Below are 20,167 nucleotides of genomic sequence, written 5' to 3' on the forward strand. Positions count from 1 at the left end.
CCCGGTTGCATCGCAAGACCTTGTGCTATTCCAAGTCCGTAGAAATGCTGAAGCACTCGATTCGCTTGCTACTACACTACCTCAAATTTGGTGATGTGCCCGTCCCGCAGTAAATCATATTTCTATTCAGCAACGCCGATATTTGGTTGCAGGCTAAACGATTCATTCGAGAGCTAAGTACGGGACAAAAAGCTTGAAAGAATGAGCAGGATAGGGTTTCATCAGAATTACCACACTCATCAGAAACCCTATGAGCCAATATAGCGAATTGAAGCGAGTCCTCCAAGCGCAATTGGACTGGCATGGAGCCAGAATTTCATTTCTGGCATTGTTTTTATTAGCTCTGCTGAAAGTCAAAACCGTGAACTTGAGCGAACTGTGTTTAGGCTTTGGTGGGAAGGCGTTGCCCCAATCGAGCTACAAGCGGTTGCAGCGATTCTTTCGCGAGTTTGACCTCGATTACACTCAACTGGCCACCCTCGTGGTGAGTTGGATGCAAATTCCCAGGGGCTGGGTGTTAAGCCTGGATCGCACGACCTGGAAATGTGGACACCACTGGTACAACATTCTGACCTTAGGCATTGTCCTTGAAGGAGTGGCCTTCCCAGTGCTGTGGTGGCTGTTGGACAAAAAAGGGAATTCCAATAGTGACGAGCGGATGCGATTTATGGAGACCTTTCACCAACGGTTCCCAACGGCAGTCGTGAACTACTTGTGTGCCGACCGCAAGTTCATTGGGCAAGCCTGGGTGCACTATCTCCTGCTCGAACCTGCCCTCGCCTTTCGCTTACGGATTCGGGGCAGTGACCAGATTGAGCACGATGGCAAAGTGCTGGCGGCGTGGGTCGTCTTTGCCCATCTGCAACCCGGTCAATCCCAACAGCTTACAGGCACTTGCCGAGTCTGGGGCTACCCGGTGGCAGTCGAAGCGCTGCGACTCGACGATGGCGATTTGTTAGTCGTCATTGGTCCAGTCAAGACTCAGGGGTTAGTCCAAGATTACGCCTTGCCCTGGGGGATCGAAACGTTGTTTGGCATTTTCAAAACGCGCGGGTTCTGTCTGGAATCGACTCACTTCACCGATGATGAGCGTTTGAGTAAGTTGTTTGCCCTATTGACTCTAGCCCTGTGCTGGGCGATGCGAACCGGGGTATGGTTGCATCAATGGCAGCCCATTGAGATTAAAAAACACGGTCGTCGTGCCAAAAGTCTGTTTCGTTTAGGGTTCGATTACTTGCGTCATTTGGTGCTCAATCCATCCATGTCCACTGATCCCGACTTTATGCAATCCCTACAACTTTTGTCCTGTACTTAGAGTATCTTTATGGTGAAGAACGTAATGGTCCAGCATAATGAATACTGGTTAAAGCTCGATTTAGATCAGCCATTGCTTCTCGGATTACTGGTGGTAATCCTGCAACTAACCACTGATTATCTTCTTTTAAGTTTGCTCCAGAATTACTAGATTCTTTTGGTCTTTCTTGGGTAACAATACTAGAAGGAATAATGCCAGGATGTGCAACTGAAAATCTTATATTCCTTCTAGTTTCCGAGTTAGGAAGAAGGTTTTTTGCCGCCTCAAAAGAATTAAAGAACTTTGCAGGAACTATAATTTCATAATCGGGTTCTTCTTCGTCATGCTCGTTTCTTTCTATACTCCAGCACAATAGCTTTTCATCATTTACGCTAACTTCATGTTTTGCCTTTTTTAGTACTGCTTGAGGTGTGAATGATCCAACACCTTCGTTACTTTCTATAGCTTTTAATGTAGAAGTTCCAGTAGTCTTTTTGCTCTTCCCTCGAACTATGCCAAAAGTGAAGGTGGATTTCAGCACGTAATCAATAAACCTACTTTTCTTATTGTTGTTGTTGCCGTTGAAAGAGTGAGAAGAACTATTTCCAATTTTGGCGGCAATTCTTGGATTTAAATCTAAAAGCCTTTTGTAATAAGAGTTTGGCATCTCATCCTTCATGGTTATAGACAACGAAATATTCTTCCGAATCTCGTTGTTGGACACGAATGATGAGTAGCTACCTAAATCAACTTGATTACCTACAAGTCTCAGCTTTCCTTGCGAAATGCCATAATTTTCACGAATGGCTTGACTTTGTTGCAGAAGTAGGAGAGCTTTCAAAATAGTTGATTTTCCAGCACTATTAGTCCCACATAGGACTGTCATTGGAAGAAGTGAGAACTTCCATCCCGCTCCCTCAAAAATTCTTACATTTTCAAGCTCGATCGACGTGACCATCAGTAAGACCTAAAAGTTAAGACCAAAAGCCTGTAGATTGCAACCTGTCACAGTAAGTAGGTGGGGCAAATTAAATATAAGATGGCTTCGCCTGAAACCGTTGCACAGCCTGAAAACTATCTTCAGTTTAATTACACCTACCTACTTATGCACTATCTAGCTATATGATCGCATTCCAGAAAAAAACTCGCAACTCTGACTCCACTGGCGAGATTGAGGTCTAACAATTTATTGGACAGAGTTATGCTGTCTATTTAGCCAACTTAGAGAGATGAGCAGCGTTGATGCTGCCTAACTACCCAATCTCAGTAGATCAAAAAATTTGCAGACAAAGAGAATAGGAAAGGGATAGGGTCAGGTTAAAAGCATTGAAATCAAACCATGACAACCTACCCATCCTCCTCATTATCTCCCACCCCTGCTTTGACCGATGCAGCAACCCTGGAGGCAGCCCTAGATTGCTTGTTAGAGCATGTGCCTTTGAAACTGGAGGGCACCTACTTTGGCTGTGCCGATCTGTTCGAGATTTTGCTGCGAGCCGCCAGTCGTCACGATAGTATCGAGCATACCGCCCAACGCTTGAATGGGGTTCCCAGTGGTAATGGCATTCGCTATCACCTGGACAAGTTAGACGACATGGCGACATTAGAACGACAACTGAATAAGGCATTGCAAAGCCGGATTCCCCCCAAGATTCGTAAAGGCAGGCATCGCCTTGCCATTGACCTGCACTTGATTCCCTACCATGGCAACCCAAGTGAGGCAGAAGCCCCTTATATTTATCGGTCTCAAGCGAAAGCAGGAACCACCTCATTTTTTGCCTATGCGACGGTTTATGTCATCTGTCGCAACAAGCGAGTCACCTTGGGGATTCATGCGGTGTATCGACAGGAACCCCTGGTGGCAACCGTAACCTATTTGTTGGCGATGCTTTCACCCTTGCGGATTCGAGTCAAACGGTTGTATCTCGACCGAGGCTTTTACAGTGGACCTGTAATTCGTTGGCTCAAAGCCCTCAATATTCCATTTTTGATGCCTGCGGTGATTCGTGGCAAAACTGGAGGCACACGGCAATTGCTGGTCGGGCGCAAAAGTTACGCCACTCGCTACACCCTGACCAGTGCGAACTATGGTTCAGTGACGTGCCAAATGCGCGTAGTCTGCACCTATTACAAAGGCTTCAAGGGCAAGCATGGGATTCAATACCCCCTTTATGTGGTGCATCGAGCCACCATCGCACTCAATCAATTGCATCAGCATTACAAAGACCGCTTTGGTATTGAAACCAGTTACAGAATTAAGAATCAGGGTCGCATTCGCACGACTAGTAAAAATCCAGTCCTTCGCCTGTTGTTTGTGGCACTGGCGTTTGTTCTGGTTAATCTGTGGGTTTATCTGTTGTGGTTCTTTGTCAGTCAAACCCAGCGGGGGGGACGAGTCATTCATCGAAAGTTGTTTGGTCTTAAAACCATGTTGGAATTTCTCTCTCATGCCGTTGAACGACATTTTCCACCCATCACTGCTATCTATTTACCCGCCCTAGAATGAATTTGTGATCTACTGAACCTGGACAAATAGGTGGCGTGCCCGCTGCATAACACTCCAGTTTAGGCAAATAGGCAGTAAAGTTCTGTCTATTTACCGAATTTCTTTAAACAGTACACCCGTATTGTTTATGTTGTGATCGACACATAGATACTGAGAGGGTGTTTCAAAAGTTCTAAGGGGTAGCAATTTACGCCATAGAGCTTCGCTCCGCCAAAGGCGTACGTCTGATCATGATTACGTCCATCACCCGCTTCATAAACGGCTCCCCCCAAACAAACCCGCCGTCCACCCACAGGGTATGTAGCCGAGACACCCCCTTGCCCAGTTGTTGGACTCGTTGAAGCACCTGCTTACCGTTTTTCAGACGATCAAAATTTCTGTTAATTATTCGGATTAGGGTGGGAAGCCAGTGAAGCTTGATTTAATCGGTTCCATCATTTCGTTCAGATGCCACTACAAGTCAACGGGTTGGTTGTTTAATTTGCTGTTTGTTTAACTTTAAAGCTGTGATTATGCCTGGTTCATCTGCTATGTCCGATCCCCGTAGAATGCCCGGTCAAATTGAGGTATCTGCACTGCCCAGACTACCCGGTTCACCTCCAATGCCACCGCTGGCATTACCCGGAGTCCTTGATGCTGATACAGACCTGCCACCCCTACAAAATGAAGAATTTCTGCCGCCAATCAGCCGTTGGACAACGCTGGGAGGGTATTTGATGGCAGCAACTATGGGGGGTGTCTTCCTATTAGCCGCTGTCATGCGCTACAACGTGACGGTTCAGGCGACTGCCAGTGTGCGTCCAGCGGGAGAGGTGAGGGTTTTGCAGGCGGCGGTCGATGGCACTGTGAGTGCAGTCAAGGTGCAACCCAACCAGGAGGTGCAGCAAGGCGATGTGATTGTTGAAATTTCAGCATTCGATCGCAACCGTTTGCGGACCCTCCAGGCACGTAGAAATACGCTGAACAAATATATTCGCCAGCACGAAGAAAACCTGGCAAGTACCAGTAGCCAGCTTCAGACAACAGAAAAGGAAATTTTGGCAAAAGCCAAGGTCACTCCCCTACCTGCACCGGCGGCTCCTACACAGGATGGTACCCAATCCACTTCCGAAACCCTGGTCGATGCGGCTTTAGAAACATTGGGCAAAGGCGGAGCAGCCCTATCGGCTAAACGCGATCGCCTGATCCAACGACGCATTGCGTTGCAAAACCAGATCCAATACGACCGGGAAACCCTGCAAGAAGTGTCTGCCGAAATTAATAAGCAAATTGTTGAGGCACCCGTAGATGGCAAGCTATTAAAGCTGGATATCAACAGTCCAGGCCAACCCTTGCGGGTAGGCGATCCGATCGCCCAGATTGTGCCGCAGAATGCTCCCTTAGTCGTTAGAGGGCAGGTGGAAACTCAGGATATCAGTAAGGTGGCTGTCGGGCAGCCAGTGCAAATGCGAATTACGGCATATCCTTACCCTGACTATGGCGTGTTGCAGGGCAAAGTGCAGGCGATCGCGCCCGATGTCACCATGCCGCGAGATGGCAATACTACGGGTTTTTCCTATTACGAAGTCACAATTCAGCCAGACCAGGCTTTTCTCACCCGAGACAAGCGCCAATACCCCATCCAGGCAGGTATGGAAGTCAGGGCAGATATTATTTCCCGGCAGGAAACCCTGTTACAGTTCTTGCTGCGTAAGGCAAGATTGTGGACAGATTTGTGAGCATTTTCTCACCTGTCCTGTATAACGGTGGGGTAAATAATGTCCCTCGTCACTTGTAGACCACCGTTATGAACAAAGGTTCCCCAAGGCTTCTGGCTGGCGTTGCCAGTTTGATGATGGTTTCCTGCTTGCTGGAATCGCTCCCAGCTAAAGCGCAGCCTAGAGGGTTAAGTGGTAGCTATCTGGGTGTCACGGTTGACCCCAAGGATGCCCTGGGGCTGGGGCAAGACTACCTGCAACAGCCAGCTTCCACTCCCCAATGGTTTGTGGATAGAGCCTTGGAAGGGACGCAACCAACTGCCACGACGGGTAGCAACCCTCAGACTGAAACTTTTGAAGGTAAAGCCTTTCAGGGACGCATCGACCTGAACAACTCTCCCCTCTCGATTCGTGGCAAAGTTGCGCTGGATTCTGAAACCAGTGTTGTGCAGCCGATCGTTTCCTACGATCTGGCGATCGCCCGCAATATGAACCTCTACGCTGGGGCAGGGTATTCCTTCATGACCTCCCAAAGTAATTCCCAGTCCCCGGACCATCAAAATTCTTTCTTTGTGACTGCCGGAGCCGAAGCGGCGGTTAATGACAAGGTAGTCGTTTATGGGGATGCCCAGTATCCCCTGAACCAGGCGCAATTCAATCTTGCCTCGCCAGTCAAGGTTCAGCTTGGGATTGGGTTTCGGTTTTGAAGTTAGCCCCCCCTTTATCAACAAAACTCAGCAATTGCCGAATTCATCCCGTGATCTAGATCACAGGCTTGTTTAGAGTGAATGGATTGGGGGGGTAACCGGATCGGGCGCTAGAGACTGTTCACCAAAAATTTTTCTTTTGTCTACCATAAAAATTCTCCGGGAATTTACCTATGAAGTGTATGTAATATTTAAAGAAGTGATAAAGATACTCCCTGGTCAGGCGGATTGGTTCATAAGTAGCTGAAGATGGAAATGCGCATCTATATCAGTGAATGGCGCTCCCGTTTGAAGGTACAAGGTCATGTCAGGGATTTCAGGCTTGTCTGGCTGTTCCAAACTTTGGAATGTCAGCGACTTTTCCCATTTGAGTGCCCCGTCAGATGGCTCTGGTTGGGTTAACTCGTCTGCTCTGGGCGATCGCACCCTCCATCACCTGGCAGGTCGCCCTTTTCCCAAAACTGCGTTCCACGCCAGTACGGCTGAAACCCCATTGCAAGCGATGCTGGTTTCTCAGCCAGGAAGTACGCTGGCAACCGCTTATGATGTAGGTAGGCTCAGCTCTGACCCAATCATGTTGAACGATCAGGTCAGCCGAAGTGAACCTGTTGACTATTATCGCTTCACCGTCGATACTGCCAGCCAACTCAGCCTGTTACTCACTGGGCTAACAGCCAGTGTTGGGGTTCAACTGATTCAAGATGCGAATAGGAATGACGTCGTTGATCCAGGGGAGGCGATCGCCCGTTCCACCCAAAATCGAGACTTTTCTCAAACTCTGGATATTAGCCTTCCCCCCGGCACTTACTTTGTCCAAATCTCCCAGTCTAGAAGCAATACCGCTTACTCGCTTAACCTGCTCGCTAACCCTATTGCCACGCTGTTCCCCCTAACGGATGCCACCCTGCCAATAACAAGTCCAAGCAACTCTCTAACTACAGCGCAGGATCTCGGCGTTTTAAGCAGTTCTCTGAGTCTGAATGACTTTGTCGGCACCGCAAACCCAAATGATTACTACCGCTTCACGCTGGCAACCCCCAGTGATTTTAGTCTGGCTCTAACCAATCTAACTGCCGACGCTGACGTTCAGCTACTCAACAACGATGGCAGCCTGATTACCAGATCTGCCACCAGTGGCACCAGCCCAGAGTCCATTTTTCGCACCCTGGTAGCAGACACCTACTATATTCGGATTTACCAATTTACGGGCGATACAAATTACACCCTCAGCCTGACGACAGCCCCCGCCAATCTACTGGCAGACTATAGCCCTGACTATGGCTATGGCTTGGTGGATGCGGCAGCAGCCGTTGCCCAGGCAGTCGGACAACCTCCCTTCCCATCGGTTGCTAACTTAGGCGGCACCCACTGGGGACTAGATCTGATCAACGCCCCCGAAGTGTGGGCAATGGGTTATACCGGGCAGGGAATCACGGTTGCCGTAATCGATAGCGGCGTTGACTACAACCATCCCGATCTGCAAAATAACACCTGGGTCAATCCCGGTGAGATTCCCGGCAATGGCATTGATGATGACGGCAATGGCTATATCGATGATGTCTGGGGATGGGACTTTGTTAACGGGGACAACACTCCCACGGATCTTTATGGTCATGGGACCCATATCGCTGGAATCATCGCCGCCGGAAATAATGGTTCTGGAGTTACCGGAGTTGCTTATAACGCTCAGATTATGCCTGTGCGGGTTCTAGATGAAGTGGGTTTTGGCAACTATTCTGAAATTGCAGCCGGTATTCGCTATGCGACCAATAACGGTGCCCATATTATCAATTTAAGTCTGGGTGGAATTGGCATCTCCAATGAAATATCAACCGCCATTCAAGATGCTACAGAGCAGGGGGTTGTTGTTGTCATTGCTTCCGGTAATGGGGGGCAGAGTCAGCCCAGCTTTCCAGCCAATCTAACCAACCAGTGGGGAGTTGCCGTCGGAGCTATCACCATCAATCAACAACTGGCTACCTTTTCTAACGATGCTGGGGCTGCTGTCGTGAACTATGTAGTTGCGCCCGGTGCCAGTATTTACTCTACAACCCCCAACAACACTTATCAGTACTACAGTGGCACCTCAATGGCAGCCCCCTATGTGGCAGGAGTCGCCGCCCTGATTCTAAGTGCCAACCCCAATCTGACTCCCGCCCAGGTAGTTAGTTTGCTAACCAGCACTGCCAATTCCAACGTAGTTACGGTTTAAACCTAAAAGCGTTCTGTCTTTTCGATGACGATGCAACTTTCCCATCTGACACTGCCAATGTGAATGGCGATCAGCCAGTTCGATCTGGTTATGGGTGGCAGGGCGGTCATGGGAAGTTATCGCCTGAAAGCTCTCACTAAATATTGTCAGCATCGGAAAGCTCTTAGCTCCACCTGGTTAAACTGCCAGGAACCGTTGAATGACTTCGTTGCTCAACTCACTGGTGGGACCCTGTGCCACAATTCCACCCTTTTGCATGGCGTAGTACCAGTCAGCTTTGCGGACAAAGTGGAGGTGTTGTTCGACCAGTAATACAGAAATTCCGGTTTCCCGGACAATCCGCTGCACAGCGGTTTCAATCTCCAGGATGATGGAAGGCTGAATTCCCTCTGTGGGTTCATCCAGCACCAGCAGGCGGGGGCGACCCATCAAAGCACGGGCGATCGCCAACTGTTGCTGTTGCCCACCGCTCAAATCACCACCCATACGAGTCAGCATCGTTTTCAGCACTGGAAATAACTCAAAAATCTCCTCTGGGATTTCCTGACTTTTCGCCACCCCACCAGGTCTGGCTTCCAATCCCAGAATCAGGTTTTCTTTCACCGTTAGCCTGGGAATGACTTCTCGCCCTTGGGGCACATACCCGATCCCTAGCCGCGCCCGCTGATCCGGGGTTTTACCCGTGATCAGTTGCCCACCCAGCTTAATCGCTCCCCTGCGCGGCATCAGTAAACCCATGACCGTTTTGAGCAGCGTCGTTTTACCTACCCCATTCCGACCAATCAGGCAGACCATCTTCCCCGATGCCACACCCAGATCCACATTTCGCAAAATGTGACTTTCCCCGTAATACACATTCAAATCAGAGATTTCCAACATCAATTGGGATGCGGTGTTGGGAGATTCTAAAGCAACTGCGCCATTGGGTTGATTCATATTCATCACTCAAAACTGATCACTCAAAACTCTCCTAAGCCGCCTCAGCACCTTCATCATCCTGCTTGCCCAGGTAAACCTCAATTACATGGGGGTCATTTTGCACTTCATCCATGTTGCCTTCGCAAAGCACAGAACCCTGGTGTAGAACCGTTACCGTGCGGGCAATCTGGCGCACAAATTCCATATCGTGCTCAATCACCATAATTGAATGGCTTTCCGCCAATGCCAGCAGCAAATCTCCAACTTTCTCGGTTTCTTCGTCTGTTAAACCTGCTACTGGCTCATCCACCAGCAATAAGTCGGGAGATTGCGCCACCAACATACCAATTTCCAGACGTTGCTTTTCACCGTGGGAGAGCAACTCGGCGGGTATGTCGGCTTTGGCAACTAACCCAACTGTTTCCAGCAACCCAACCACGGTGCGATGCTCTGCCGCTGAAGTGCGACCCAGCAGCGAGTTAAACACATTCTTATGGCGAACACAGGACAGCTCTAAATTCTCACGCGGCGTTAGCTTCAAGTAAACCCGAGGGGTTTGAAACTTACGCCCAATCCCCATACGGGCAATTTCAAACTCAGCGAAGGGACGTAGATTCCTGCCCTTGAAAAAGACCTGCCCTTCAGTAGGCTTGGTCTTGCCAGTAATTACATCCATGAAGGTCGTTTTGCCAGCTCCGTTGGGACCAATCACCACCCGCAACTCACCTTCATCCATGCTGAAGTTCAACTGGTTGATTGCCTTAAACCCGTCAAAGCTAACGGTTAAATTCTCAATCTCCAAGATTTTTCCGCTCATATTGCACGTCCGGATCTTCTGCAAGACTTGGGTAAGTTTCAATTTCTTTGGGACCCTGGAAGCGCGATCGCAGCCAGGTCAAACCATCCCGCCGGAACCAGCCGAGGATGCCCTCAGGCAGCACCGTCACAACCACCAGGAATAATGCCCCCTGGAAAAACAGCCAGAATTCAGGAAACTGTTCACTCAACAATGTTCTGGCAAAGTTAACAATTAATGCACCTAGAATTGCCCCTACGAGCGTCGCTCTTCCACCCAGGGCGACCCAGATCACCATCTCAATCGAAAACGCCACATCCATTGCCTTCGGTGTGATGATGCCAGATTGTACGGTGAATAAAGCTCCGGCAATCCCGGCTAACGCTCCCGAAATGGCGAATACAAACACCTTATACCCTGTGGGATTGTAGCCAGAAAAACGCACCCTTGGCTCATCATCCCGAATTGCCACAAGCATGCGCCCCATGCGCCCACTGGTCAACCACCGACAAAGGGCATAGGCACCTGCCAGAAACAGAATACTCAAGCCATAAAACACCATTTGAATCTTTGGATCGCTGACCACAAACCCAAAAATGGTCGATGTATCAGTTTTTAAGCCATTGGTGCCATTGATCAACTTTTGCTGACCATTGAAGAAATTGAAGAATACAATCAGTGCCGCCTGGGTCAGGATTGAGAAATAAACGCCTCGAATCCGGTTACGAAATACCAGATAGCCGAGGGCAGCAGCCACAATCATGGGAACGACAAAAACCGCAATCAACGTAAATGGCAAGGAATAGAACGGTTGCCAGAACAAGGGCAGTTCGTTCACTCCGTAAAGCGGGAAAAACTCTGGGATCTGTCCGGGTGGAAGCTGAAGCTGGAGGTACATGGCAAAGGCATAACCGCCCAAGGCAAAAAAGATGCCATGTCCCAGGCTAAGAAGACCAGTGAACCCCCAGATTAAATCAATGCCCAGTGCCAGAATTGCCAGGGAAAGGAACCGCCCCAACTGGTTGACCCGCACTCCCTGTCCAATCCCCGTCAGAATCGGGGGAATGATTAACAGCAAGAGGAGGGCAACAACCAGAACTGCAATGGCTTCAAACAGGAGCGATCGCCGCCGCTTGCGAACGCCAGAGGCTTTTGAAAACTCAACTAATGGCTCTACAGCTTTAATGGTCATATTAGCTCCCTATGCGTCCACGGTGCGTCCCTTCTGCGGGAACAACCCAGCAGGACGGAACTGAAGGAACACAATGATTAGCGCAAACACCATCACCTTCGCCATGCTGGAACTGGCAAAAAACTCGAAAAAGCTCGTTAAGGCAGGGCTGAACGAGACCAGCGGACCCATTGCATTTGAACCAAGGATGTAACTAGTCGTTCCAATGGCACAGGCTGCCACAATACTGCCCACCAACTTGCCAACGCCACCAACGACCACCACCATAAAGGTGTCCACAACGTAGGCCTGACCTGTATTCGGACTTACCGAACCGAGCAATCCCACGGCTACTCCAGCCACACCCGCCAGCCCAGAACCAATCGCAAATGTTAATGCATCTACTGTGCGGGTTGGAATTCCCAGGCAAGAACTCATGTTACGGTTTTGCGTCACGGCGCGAATTCTCAGTCCCCAGGGGGTTTTGTTCAAGAACCAGTAAATGCCCAGAACACACACAACCGTCAGGGCAATAATAAATAGGCGGGTATAGGGAAGCTGATAGGCACTTCCAATCGGTAGCCCTCCCCGCAACCACCGGGGAGCCGTCACATCTACCCCTTGAGTCCCAAACCAGGGCTTGGTCACTGCCAGCTTAAAAGTATTGCCCAGAATGGAAGAACTGACCAGGGCGATCGCCACCGATAGGGGTGCCATGATCCAGAACACCCAACCCCGAATCCGGTCAAAATCTGGACGGCGAGCCAAAAGCCACCACGCCCCAAAAAACAGTAAACAGAACAAACCAACCCCAAACACAAACTGCCAGCTTACGGTTCGGACTAACTGTTGCAAGATCAAACTCACACCCCAGGTTGCCAACAGCGTTTCCAGCGGTCTGCCATAGAGGTATCGAATTACCCCCCGTTCCAACAGCAGCCCCACTAACGCAGTTACCAAAAAAGCTGCAATCAGCGCAAAGAAAATGTAGAAATCAGCCAGTGGTGTACCTTTGAAGGTATTTTGAACCACAAACGTAGTGTAAGCTCCCAGCATCATCAACTCGCCATGAGCCATATTGATGACACCCATCAACCCAAACACGATCGCAAGACCCAGGGCTGACAACAGCAGCACCGAACCAATGCTTAATCCTCCGAACAGCGCTTCTACAAGTTGTGTCAATGTTCTCTCCAGCCAGATTGAACCTGCTAATCCTGGATCATCCAGACCTCGCAAGTCTGTAACCGATGATCCAAAACGTCAAAAATGAAGGACTTACATAAATCTAGTGGTTCACCAAAGAAAATTTGCCTGGTAATCAAAACCCAGAAAAACCAATTTGCAGGGTTTTGAAGGGTCGCAAACCCTGCAAAATCTGCTTGGTAGACTACTAAAGATTTGCACATAGGAACTGGGAGATGAGGATGGGTAACGGGCGATGGGCTAGTCCTACATGGTTGCTTCCCATCACCGATTACCCATTACCCCAACGAATCCCAAACCCGACTCAATTAAGTCATCTTGAACTTGCCGCCTTTCGCTGGATCAGACCAGTCACAGCTATACCCTTTCGTGTCTGCCACGTACTGGTTCCACGGAATTGGCTTGACCGCCTCTGTGGTGGAGTTCACGATTTCAAACAACCCATCATCTCGCACTTCGCCAATCCGGACGTACTTAGAGATATGGTGGTTGGGTTCCATCGTGACCAGTCCTTCAGGGGCATCAAAGGTCTGACCGATCGCCGCTGTCCGCACTTTTTCCAGATCATCCGCGCCGCCAGCCTTTTCAACTGCCTGCTTCCACAGGTAGACCATGATATAGGCAGCTTCCATCGGGTCATTGACGACCCGTTCATCACCATATTTCTTCTTAAACGCCTCAACAAACGCTTTACTCTTAGGAGTGTCTACGGTTTGGAAGTAGTTCCAGGCGGCATAATGCCCTTTCAGGTATTCCACCCCGATCGCCTTCACCTCTTCTTCCGCAATACTCACCGACATTGAGGGGTATTTATCGGGATCCATCCCAGCACCCTGCAACTGCTTGAAGAATGCCACGTTGCTGTCCCCGTTTAGGGTGTTGTAGATAACACCACCGTTAGGGAGGGCTGTCTTGATTTTGGAAATAATCGGTGTCACTTCTGTGCCACCCAGCGGGATGTAGTCTTCCCCAACCGTCTTACCGCCCAGAGCTTCTAGTTGAGCTTTGATGATGGTATTTGCGGTGCGCGGGAACACATAGTCAGAACCAACCAGGAAGAACTCCTTCCCTTTGTTCTTCAGCAGCCAATCAACGGAAGGCTCAATCTGCTGGTTAGGAGCCGCCCCCGTGTAGAAAATGTTCTTAGAACACTCTTGCCCCTCATACTGAACCGGATACCACAGCATGTGATTCTTCGATTCAAAGGTAGGCAGCACTGCTTTCCGGCTTGCTGAAGTCCAGCAGCCAAAAATCGTGGCGACCTTATCCTGGTCAATCAGCTTTTTCGCCTTTTCGTTAAACGTGGGCCAATCAGAAGCCCCGTCTTCAATAACCGCCTCAATCTTCTTGCCTAAAACACCCCCAGCATTGTTAATTTCTTCGATCGCTAGCTGCTCAGCATCCACCACACTTTTTTCACTGATTGCCATCGTGCCACTGAGCGAGTGGAGGATTCCCACTTTGATGACATCACCTGATGTGGTAGTCGCTGCTGGCGACGCTTCAGGCGAAGATGTGCTTGCTGTCGGGGTAGAGCCAGAACAAGCCTTTAGAAAGACACTACCTGCGGCGGTTGAACCTAAAATAATAAATTCGCGCCGACCAAATTGCTTTGTCATGGAGAGAAAAGCTCCCAACTAGAACTAAGCCGAGAAGTACATAGGGACTCGGTGATAACTCTGAGATATTATGTCCAGGGTTCATAGCAAAATTGTATTCTCCTATACAATTTCGTTTTTCTTTGCACCCCAATAGTCTTTCGGTGCAAGATTTTCGTGGTTTGAAAACCTTCAAGAGCCTGAACCAATCCCCGTTCCAAAGCTTTGGGATAGGATTCAACCGAAATCAGTAACTCGTCAGGCATTCACTGTCAAATTGGCTTGGGCGTGAATGAATTCTATAATTTCTGGCAAACCCTGCTGAATCTTGAGATTTGTAAACACGAAGGGTTTTTCTCCCCTCATTTTCTTCGCATCCCGCTCCATGACATTCAAGTCAGCCCCCACATAGGGAGCCAGGTCAATTTTATTGATCACCAGCAGATCGGACTTCGTAATCCCTGGTCCACCTTTGCGGGGAATTTTATCCCCCCCTGCCACATCAATCACGTAAATGGTCAGGTCTACCAGTTCTGGACTAAAGGTGGCTGCCAGGTTATCGCCGCCACTCTCAACAAAAACGAGGTCAAGATCGGTGAAGCGCTGCTCCAGTTCCTCGATCGCCGCCAGGTTCATCGAGGCATCCTCCCGAATCGCTGTATGGGGACATCCCCCAGTTTCTACCCCCAAAATGCGATCGCGCTCCAATGCCTGACTTCGCACCAAAAACTGAGCATCCTCCTGGGTATAAATGTCATTGGTGACAACAGCGAGATTGTAGCGATCGCGCATCGCCTTACACAGCGCATCCACCAGTGCCGTTTTCCCTGACCCACCCGGACCCGCAATCCCAACCCGAAGCGTATTCAGAGTGAATGTTCAGTTTTTTCAATTTCAACTATAGATTCTAGAGGAACGTAGATCGCCTCCCTTACCTATCAGGTCAAATTAATTTATAGCTTTTTTGAATCCAGTGAGGTACATGGATAGTTATAGAACCCTTGAGTCAAACAGATAAGATGTACCTCACCCAGAAAGGAAACGCTATAGGCTAGAGGCAGAAAGCAGAATGCCCACTTCTGGAAGAGGTGAATAGCAATGGTGGCGATCGTCCAAAAAAATCTTACCTTCGAGGAATTCCTGAACTGGGATGATGGTTCAGGCAAATCATTTGAGCTAGTTAAGGGAGTTGCTATGCCCCTCAGCGAACCCACAGCAAAACATGAGGATGTTGTTGAGGGGCTATGCCGCCTTTTAATTGAGCATTGTCGATTTTTAAACTTGCCCTACGTTCCCCGACAGAGTAAACAAGTCAGGTTGAATGCTGCTCCTGGCGAAAATGAATCCAGTCGTAAAGCCGACATTGTCGTATTTACCAAAGAAGAATGGGAAAGAATGCGTCAAAGTTCTGCCTCTGCTGCCGCTTACATCCCACCACCCTTAGTCATTGAAGTCGTCAGTACAAACCGGCGAGATGACTACCGTATTAAGCTGAACGAGTACGAAACTTTGGGCATTCCAGAATATTGGATTCTTGATTACATAGGGTTGGGAGGAGTGCAATATATTGGATCGCCAAAACAACCGACTGTAACAATCAATCAATTAATTGATGGTAAATATCAGTCCCAGCGCTATCAAGGAGAAGCAATCATTATTTCTCCAACATTTCCTCAGTTACAATTCACAATTGCTGAAATCGTCTTTATGACTGAAGTTTAGCGGTTAATTTGGAGAGAAATGCCATAGTTTGCGATCGCAATTGCTCCGTTCTGCCCACCAAACCCGAAACTGAGGCACAGGGTATGGTTAACCCGCGTTTGGTCAGCACCTCTGACAAAGTTCAAAGCAAATGCGGGGTGCTTCAGCCCAACGCAGGGTGGCAGAGTTTGATGTTTTAACGCCATCAGGCAAAAGGCTACCCCCAATGCTCCAGATGCACCAATCGTATGCCCGGTTGCACCTTTGGTAGAACTCACCCACACCCCCTTGGGAAACAGACGTTGCAACAAGACCGCCTCATTGGAGTCATTTAGTTGGGTTGCGGTGCCGTGGGCATGGACGTAGTCAATTTGCTCGGGGGAAAGTCCGCTCCGCTCCAGACATTGTTTCACGGCTGCGATCGCGCCCCAGCTTCCCGGCTCTGGAGCACTGACATGGTACCCATCGGCAGTTAACCCAAAGCCCAGAATTTGCCCATAAATCCTGGCTCCCCGCTGTCTGGCAGCATCAGCCGATTCCAGCAGCAAAACTGCTCCCCCCTCTCCCAAGACTAAACCCTGCCGCTGGCGGTCAAACGGATAAGCTCCCGTGCGTGCCAGGGCACCCATCCGGTTAAATCCAGTCAACGTCAGCGGTGTAATTGGGGCTTCTACGCCACCCGCCAGGACTTGCTGGCACTGCCCTGTCCGAACTAGTTCATATCCCTGGGCGATCGCCCACAGTCCTGTGGCACAGGCTGCCATTGGGGACAAAACCATTGCCGTTGTTTGGATCTGACGGGCAGTGGCGATCGCGGCAGCATGGGGCAAAGTCTCCAGCCAATTAAAAGTATCTAGAATGCTTTGCCCATTACCTGTTGTTTTTGGCGAATCACCTATTGCCAGTTTCTCCCATTGCCCCTGGTTTCCCCGACTGGAGCCTACAACAACCGCACAATCAGGCATTGGTGGAGATAGCCCAGCATCCTTGAGAGCTAACCGAACCACCTGCTGAGTCAACCAGGTTAAATCAACTGGAACCTGGTGAATCAATGCCAGTGGCAATGGATTTAATTGTAAAAATGGCTGGTGGAATTCAATTCCTGATTCCCCAGCCAGCAAACCTTTCCAGCTACTTTCCAAATCCCCCAGTGCCGAGAGCAGCCCAATTCCCGTAACCACAACCTCCATAGTTTTTAAGAGATGAAGAATGAATTGTTCCTAATCTTCATCCTTCATCCTTCATCTTTTATCCTTTCCTAAGACTGGCTCTCCCGCTTCAGGCTATCTGCCCCTTTCAGCACTTTCATCGACTCGATGCGATCGCCCTGCTGGATCTTGTCAACCACATCCATCCCCTCAGTCACATAGCCAAATACGGCATAGCTACCATCCAGGAAATTGACATCTGCCAGCGTAATGTAGAACTGGGAAGATGCTGAATCTGGAAAAGCCGAACGTGCCATTGCCACTGCACCCCGCTTATGTTTCAGCTTCGGTGCAGAGTTCACCCCAGCCGTTTCAAAGGTTTGACTATAAACTGGTACTTTTGCTCCCTCTGGTTGAATCTCCAGGGGAATATATCGAGTCTGGGAAGTCGCCGGATCTATAAAACTGCCAGTGCCTAGCTGCTCTGGGGGAAAATTAGGATTCTTACTTTGTGGATCTCCACCCTGAACTACAAACGGTTGCGGTTCACGGACCACCCGGTGAAACACCAACCCATCATAGACACCCCGCTGTACCAGGTCTACAAAGTTACCTGCCGTCACAGGAGCACTCGCACCATCCAACTCCATCACCACAGTCTGTCCTTTGACGACCAGGGCTACCGTCGCTGGACCTTCTAACCGGGGCAGATTAGCTGTTTGAGGACCGCCTTCCTGATTCGCAGGAGAAGCGGTTGGTTGACCGGGCGACGGACTGGCAGAAGATTGCTGACCTGCACCATCGTTGGGGAAACAACCGCCAATTAGCAACGCTCCCGTCATCAAAACCAGAACCATCCAGCGTCGAAGAGCCTTCAGCATAATCTTCACCTCGAAAACCAAACAAGCCATTATAGACCGTAAATCCTACAGCCCTTCCAGGGGAACTCCCAGAAACCGTGCCAGGGAAGCACCCTCATTTTCCAGTTCAGATAGTGCCATCGGTTGCCCAACCCTGGTCAGGGGAATGTCTCGCGTTCCTTTCACTTTCAGATACAAGGCACGCTTGGGATTGAGTCCTTCTTTCAATTCCACCCGAACCGACTGCACCTCTTCAATCTTGCGGTCTACTTCAATCTTGCGATTCTTCCCAGGGAAGCCCCAGCGAAAGATTTTAACCATTCCGGTCTCTTTATTGAATTCGTTGTAACCGCCTCCCACGTCCAGCAGGATCATTAGCCACAGGTACAGACTAAACAGAACTCCCAACAGCCCGTAGAAACCCATCGCAATTCCCTGGGGAATAAACACGAGTTTAGTCGGATCTGAAAAGGGCAGCAGATTGACGTGGATGTAGCTAGAAATAGCTGCCAGCAGAAAGCCTGTACCACCAATAGAAACTACGGTTGCCCATAAATAGTTACTGAATCGGCGGGAGCCAAGAATGTCTTGACGCAGCACTTGATTTTCTAAAGAAGCTGTTTGAGCAGTCATAATTATCCGTTCTCTACAACCCGCAAAGTCCAAAAAAAGTGATTCCAACAGAGCGAAACAGCCACTAATTTTTAAGTAGACGGAATCGGAATATGAGATGCGTTAGGCGTAGCCGTAATACATCAATCCCTGAGCAGCATAGGTTTAGGTTTAAGTCTGTCGCTCCTAGCGAAACTTTAACGCCCTCCACTGCCGCAGACTTTACTTATCCTACAGCGGTTCGATTCCCACCGACTTAACAAGGAGTATCTGCCATCTCCTCAATAAAGATGCAACTCCACGTACAAACGACCGACACGCCACGAGCAATCAAGTGAGTTAAATTTTATTTATCAATATTTCATATATGTACAGACTGTCATTATGGATATCTGGATGGGATAAGTATTATCACTCAGTACAGTGTGGTTTGAAACCGAATTCTCCACCGGACGTTGGCAGATCAGGCAAAGAATCTGAGCTGATAGCGGCTGCTCTACCAAACTGAAGATACCTATCAGTACTTTGTCAAGACCACCTTTTGTAAAACTTCGCTCATCTGAATTCTGAGATTTTACGTATCAGTTTGTAAAAAAACTGATTTCTCCTATGATGTATAGACATATAAACCCTGTTCACTCTAGAAAACCTGCCATTTTAGTAAAACTAGAGGATTTTTTCCTATGATCACCGCAGTCGGACGTGCGCCTGCTGATCGAGGATGGTTCGACGTTCTCGACGACTGGCTGAAGCGCGATCGCTTCGTCTTCATCGGCTGGTCTGGTCTACTGCTGTTTCCCTGCGCGTTTTTGGCGCTGGGCGGCTGGCTGACTGGCACCACCTTTGTCACCTCCTGGTATACCCACGGATTGGCATCTTCCTATCTCGAAGGCTGCAACTTTCTAACGGTTGCGGTTTCTACGCCTGCCGATAGCTTCGGGCACTCCCTGCTGTTCTTGTGGGGACCGGAAGCTCAAGGCAACTTAACTCGCTGGTTTCAGATTGGTGGCTTGTGGCCCTTTGTCGCTCTCCACGGTGCCTTTGGACTGATTGGCTTCTGTCTGCGCCAGATTGAGATTGCCCGCCTGGTCGGGATTCGTCCCTACAATGCGATCGCCTTCACCGGACCGATCGCAGTGTTCGTCAGTGTGTTTCTGATGTATCCGTTGGGACAATCGAGTTGGTTTTTTGCGCCTAGCTTTGGCGTGGCGGGTATTTTCCGATTCATTTTGTTCGTGCAAGGGTTTCACAACTTCACCCTCAACCCCTTTCACATGATGGGGGTCGCGGGGATTTTGGGTGGAGCCTTGTTATGTCCGCTGCCTCGAGCGACGGTGGAGAACACCCTGTTCCAGGAGCGTGAGCAGGCGAATACCTTCCGGGCGTTTGAACCGACTCAATCGGAAGAAACCTACTCGATGGTGACGGCGAACCGATTCTGGTCACAGATTTTTGGGATTGCCTTCTCCAACAAGCGGTGGCTGCACTTCTTTATGCTGTTTGTGCCCGTGACCGGGTTGTGGATGGCGAGTGTGGGCATTGTGGGTCTGGCCCTGAACCTGCGGGCTTACGACTTTGTGTCGCAGGAGTTGCGGGCAGCCGAAGACCCTGAATTTGAAACGTTCTACACCAAGAACATTCTGCTGAACGAGGGCATCCGAGCCTGGATGGCACCTCAGGATCAGCCCCATGAAAACTTTGTCTTCCCTGAGGAGGTTCTACCTCGTGGTAACGCTCTCTA

Annotated in this window: 17 protein-coding genes and 1 pseudogene; 8 read left to right on the top strand and 10 right to left on the bottom strand. The window is 49.5% G+C overall.

The window, feature by feature from the left end; genetic code table 11:
- Together AC1S52_RS02970 and AC1S52_RS02975 are read left to right on the top strand one after the other, a co-directional pair.
- Nucleotides 1-113: pseudogene (locus tag AC1S52_RS02970) on the top strand (IS1 family transposase); the annotation flags it as partial.
- Nucleotides 114-250: 137 nt separating this feature from the next.
- A complete protein-coding gene (locus AC1S52_RS02975) occupies nt 251-1,315 on the top strand; it encodes an IS4 family transposase (RefSeq protein WP_482027554.1) in 1,065 nt (354 codons plus the stop codon).
- A 7-nt stretch (nt 1,316-1,322) separates the two neighbouring features.
- On the opposite strand, the gene AC1S52_RS02980 is transcribed toward AC1S52_RS02975, so the two are convergent.
- Nucleotides 1,323-2,252, bottom strand: a complete 930-nt coding sequence (locus tag AC1S52_RS02980; protein ID WP_482027555.1) for an AAA family ATPase — start codon at nt 2,250-2,252, stop codon at nt 1,323-1,325.
- 381 nt (nt 2,253-2,633) lie between these two features.
- Here AC1S52_RS02980 and AC1S52_RS02985 point away from each other — a divergent pair, with 381 nt between their 5' ends.
- The 4 genes from AC1S52_RS02985 to AC1S52_RS03000 all read left to right on the top strand — a co-directional run bounded on the left by AC1S52_RS02985 (nt 2,634) and on the right by AC1S52_RS03000 (nt 8,416).
- Complete coding sequence (locus tag AC1S52_RS02985) at nt 2,634-3,800, top strand: transposase (protein ID WP_482027556.1); 1,167 nt, start codon at nt 2,634-2,636, stop codon at nt 3,798-3,800.
- A gap of 530 nt (nt 3,801-4,330) precedes the next feature.
- Nucleotides 4,331-5,518, top strand: coding sequence for a beta-barrel domain-containing protein (locus AC1S52_RS02990; protein WP_482027557.1), 1,188 nt, complete (start codon nt 4,331-4,333; stop codon nt 5,516-5,518).
- Nucleotides 5,519-5,586: 68 nt separating this feature from the next.
- Nucleotides 5,587-6,204, top strand: coding sequence for a hypothetical protein (locus tag AC1S52_RS02995; protein ID WP_482027558.1), 618 nt, complete (start codon nt 5,587-5,589; stop codon nt 6,202-6,204).
- A gap of 304 nt (nt 6,205-6,508) precedes the next feature.
- Entirely contained in the window at nt 6,509-8,416 is a 1,908-nt protein-coding gene (locus tag AC1S52_RS03000; RefSeq protein ID WP_482027559.1) for a S8 family serine peptidase, read from the top strand.
- Nucleotides 8,417-8,593: 177 nt separating this feature from the next.
- On the opposite strand, the gene urtE is transcribed toward AC1S52_RS03000, so the two are convergent.
- From urtE to ureG, 6 genes are all read right to left on the bottom strand, one after another.
- Nucleotides 8,594-9,352: an urea ABC transporter ATP-binding subunit UrtE gene (gene urtE, locus AC1S52_RS03005; protein ID WP_482027560.1), complete on the bottom strand. Its 759-nt coding sequence runs from the start codon at nt 9,350-9,352 to the stop codon at nt 8,594-8,596.
- A gap of 34 nt (nt 9,353-9,386) precedes the next feature.
- A complete protein-coding gene (gene urtD / locus AC1S52_RS03010) occupies nt 9,387-10,151 on the bottom strand; it encodes an urea ABC transporter ATP-binding protein UrtD (protein WP_482027561.1) in 765 nt (254 codons plus the stop codon).
- Nucleotides 10,126-11,322, bottom strand: coding sequence for an urea ABC transporter permease subunit UrtC (urtC, locus tag AC1S52_RS03015; protein WP_482027562.1), 1,197 nt, complete (start codon nt 11,320-11,322; stop codon nt 10,126-10,128). Before urtC ends, urtD begins: the two co-directional genes overlap by 26 nt.
- Nucleotides 11,323-11,331: 9 nt before the next feature.
- Nucleotides 11,332-12,486 (bottom strand): urea ABC transporter permease subunit UrtB, encoded by a 1,155-nt coding sequence (urtB, locus tag AC1S52_RS03020; RefSeq protein WP_482027563.1) that lies wholly within the window; start codon nt 12,484-12,486, stop codon nt 11,332-11,334.
- Between the two features lie 329 nt (nt 12,487-12,815).
- On the bottom strand, nt 12,816-14,126 hold the full coding sequence (gene urtA, locus AC1S52_RS03025; protein ID WP_482027564.1) for an urea ABC transporter substrate-binding protein: 1,311 nt from the start codon (nt 14,124-14,126) through the stop codon (nt 12,816-12,818).
- Nucleotides 14,127-14,363: 237 nt separating this feature from the next.
- Nucleotides 14,364-14,975: an urease accessory protein UreG gene (gene ureG, locus AC1S52_RS03030; RefSeq protein ID WP_482027570.1), complete on the bottom strand. Its 612-nt coding sequence runs from the start codon at nt 14,973-14,975 to the stop codon at nt 14,364-14,366.
- A 228-nt stretch (nt 14,976-15,203) separates the two neighbouring features.
- On the opposite strand from ureG, the gene AC1S52_RS03035 reads away from it, so the two are divergent.
- The gene (locus AC1S52_RS03035) at nt 15,204-15,827 is read left to right on the top strand and encodes a Uma2 family endonuclease (RefSeq protein ID WP_482027565.1); all 624 of its coding nucleotides are present in this window, start codon (nt 15,204-15,206) and stop codon (nt 15,825-15,827) included.
- Here the strand turns inward: AC1S52_RS03035 and AC1S52_RS03040 are convergent.
- From AC1S52_RS03040 to AC1S52_RS03050, 3 genes are all read right to left on the bottom strand, one after another.
- Nucleotides 15,824-16,996 carry a beta-ketoacyl-ACP synthase gene (locus AC1S52_RS03040; protein WP_482027566.1) on the bottom strand — a complete coding sequence of 391 codons (1,173 nt, stop codon included), beginning with the start codon at nt 16,994-16,996 and terminating at the stop codon, nt 15,824-15,826. The two genes, AC1S52_RS03035 and AC1S52_RS03040, sit on opposite strands and share 4 nt — an antisense overlap.
- 68 nt (nt 16,997-17,064) lie before the next feature.
- Nucleotides 17,065-17,835 carry a peptidylprolyl isomerase gene (locus AC1S52_RS03045; RefSeq protein WP_482027567.1) on the bottom strand — a complete coding sequence of 257 codons (771 nt, stop codon included), beginning with the start codon at nt 17,833-17,835 and terminating at the stop codon, nt 17,065-17,067.
- Between the two features lie 45 nt (nt 17,836-17,880).
- Nucleotides 17,881-18,447: a photosystem I assembly protein Ycf4 gene (locus tag AC1S52_RS03050; RefSeq protein WP_482027568.1), complete on the bottom strand. Its 567-nt coding sequence runs from the start codon at nt 18,445-18,447 to the stop codon at nt 17,881-17,883.
- Between the two features lie 662 nt (nt 18,448-19,109).
- Here AC1S52_RS03050 and psbD point away from each other — a divergent pair.
- Nucleotides 19,110-20,167 (top strand): photosystem II D2 protein (photosystem q(a) protein) (gene psbD / locus AC1S52_RS03055; protein WP_482027569.1); only part of this gene is annotated, 1,058 nt, incomplete at its 3' end.

It is taken from the genome of Kovacikia sp. CALU 1929 (assembly GCF_056784235.1).

What these genes read in the sequence shown, in the direction of transcription:
- AC1S52_RS02975 (WP_482027554.1), top strand. Translation starts at nt 251, where the DNA reads ATGAGCCAATATAGCGAATTGAAGCGAGTCCTCCAAGCGCAATTGGAC.
- AC1S52_RS02980 (WP_482027555.1), bottom strand. Translation starts at nt 2,252, where the DNA reads ATGGTCACGTCGATCGAGCTTGAAAATGTAAGAATTTTTGAGGGAGCG.
- AC1S52_RS02985 (WP_482027556.1), top strand. Translation starts at nt 2,634, where the DNA reads ATGACAACCTACCCATCCTCCTCATTATCTCCCACCCCTGCTTTGACC.
- AC1S52_RS02990 (WP_482027557.1), top strand. Translation starts at nt 4,331, where the DNA reads ATGTCCGATCCCCGTAGAATGCCCGGTCAAATTGAGGTATCTGCACTG.
- AC1S52_RS02995 (WP_482027558.1), top strand. Translation starts at nt 5,587, where the DNA reads ATGAACAAAGGTTCCCCAAGGCTTCTGGCTGGCGTTGCCAGTTTGATG.
- AC1S52_RS03000 (WP_482027559.1), top strand. Translation starts at nt 6,509, where the DNA reads ATGTCAGGGATTTCAGGCTTGTCTGGCTGTTCCAAACTTTGGAATGTC.
- urtE (WP_482027560.1), bottom strand. Translation starts at nt 9,352, where the DNA reads ATGAATCAACCCAATGGCGCAGTTGCTTTAGAATCTCCCAACACCGCA.
- urtD (WP_482027561.1), bottom strand. Translation starts at nt 10,151, where the DNA reads ATGAGCGGAAAAATCTTGGAGATTGAGAATTTAACCGTTAGCTTTGAC.
- urtC (WP_482027562.1), bottom strand. Translation starts at nt 11,322, where the DNA reads ATGACCATTAAAGCTGTAGAGCCATTAGTTGAGTTTTCAAAAGCCTCT.
- urtA (WP_482027564.1), bottom strand. Translation starts at nt 14,126, where the DNA reads ATGACAAAGCAATTTGGTCGGCGCGAATTTATTATTTTAGGTTCAACC.
- AC1S52_RS03035 (WP_482027565.1), top strand. Translation starts at nt 15,204, where the DNA reads ATGGTGGCGATCGTCCAAAAAAATCTTACCTTCGAGGAATTCCTGAAC.
- AC1S52_RS03040 (WP_482027566.1), bottom strand. Translation starts at nt 16,996, where the DNA reads ATGGAGGTTGTGGTTACGGGAATTGGGCTGCTCTCGGCACTGGGGGAT.
- AC1S52_RS03045 (WP_482027567.1), bottom strand. Translation starts at nt 17,835, where the DNA reads ATGCTGAAGGCTCTTCGACGCTGGATGGTTCTGGTTTTGATGACGGGA.
- AC1S52_RS03050 (WP_482027568.1), bottom strand. Translation starts at nt 18,447, where the DNA reads ATGACTGCTCAAACAGCTTCTTTAGAAAATCAAGTGCTGCGTCAAGAC.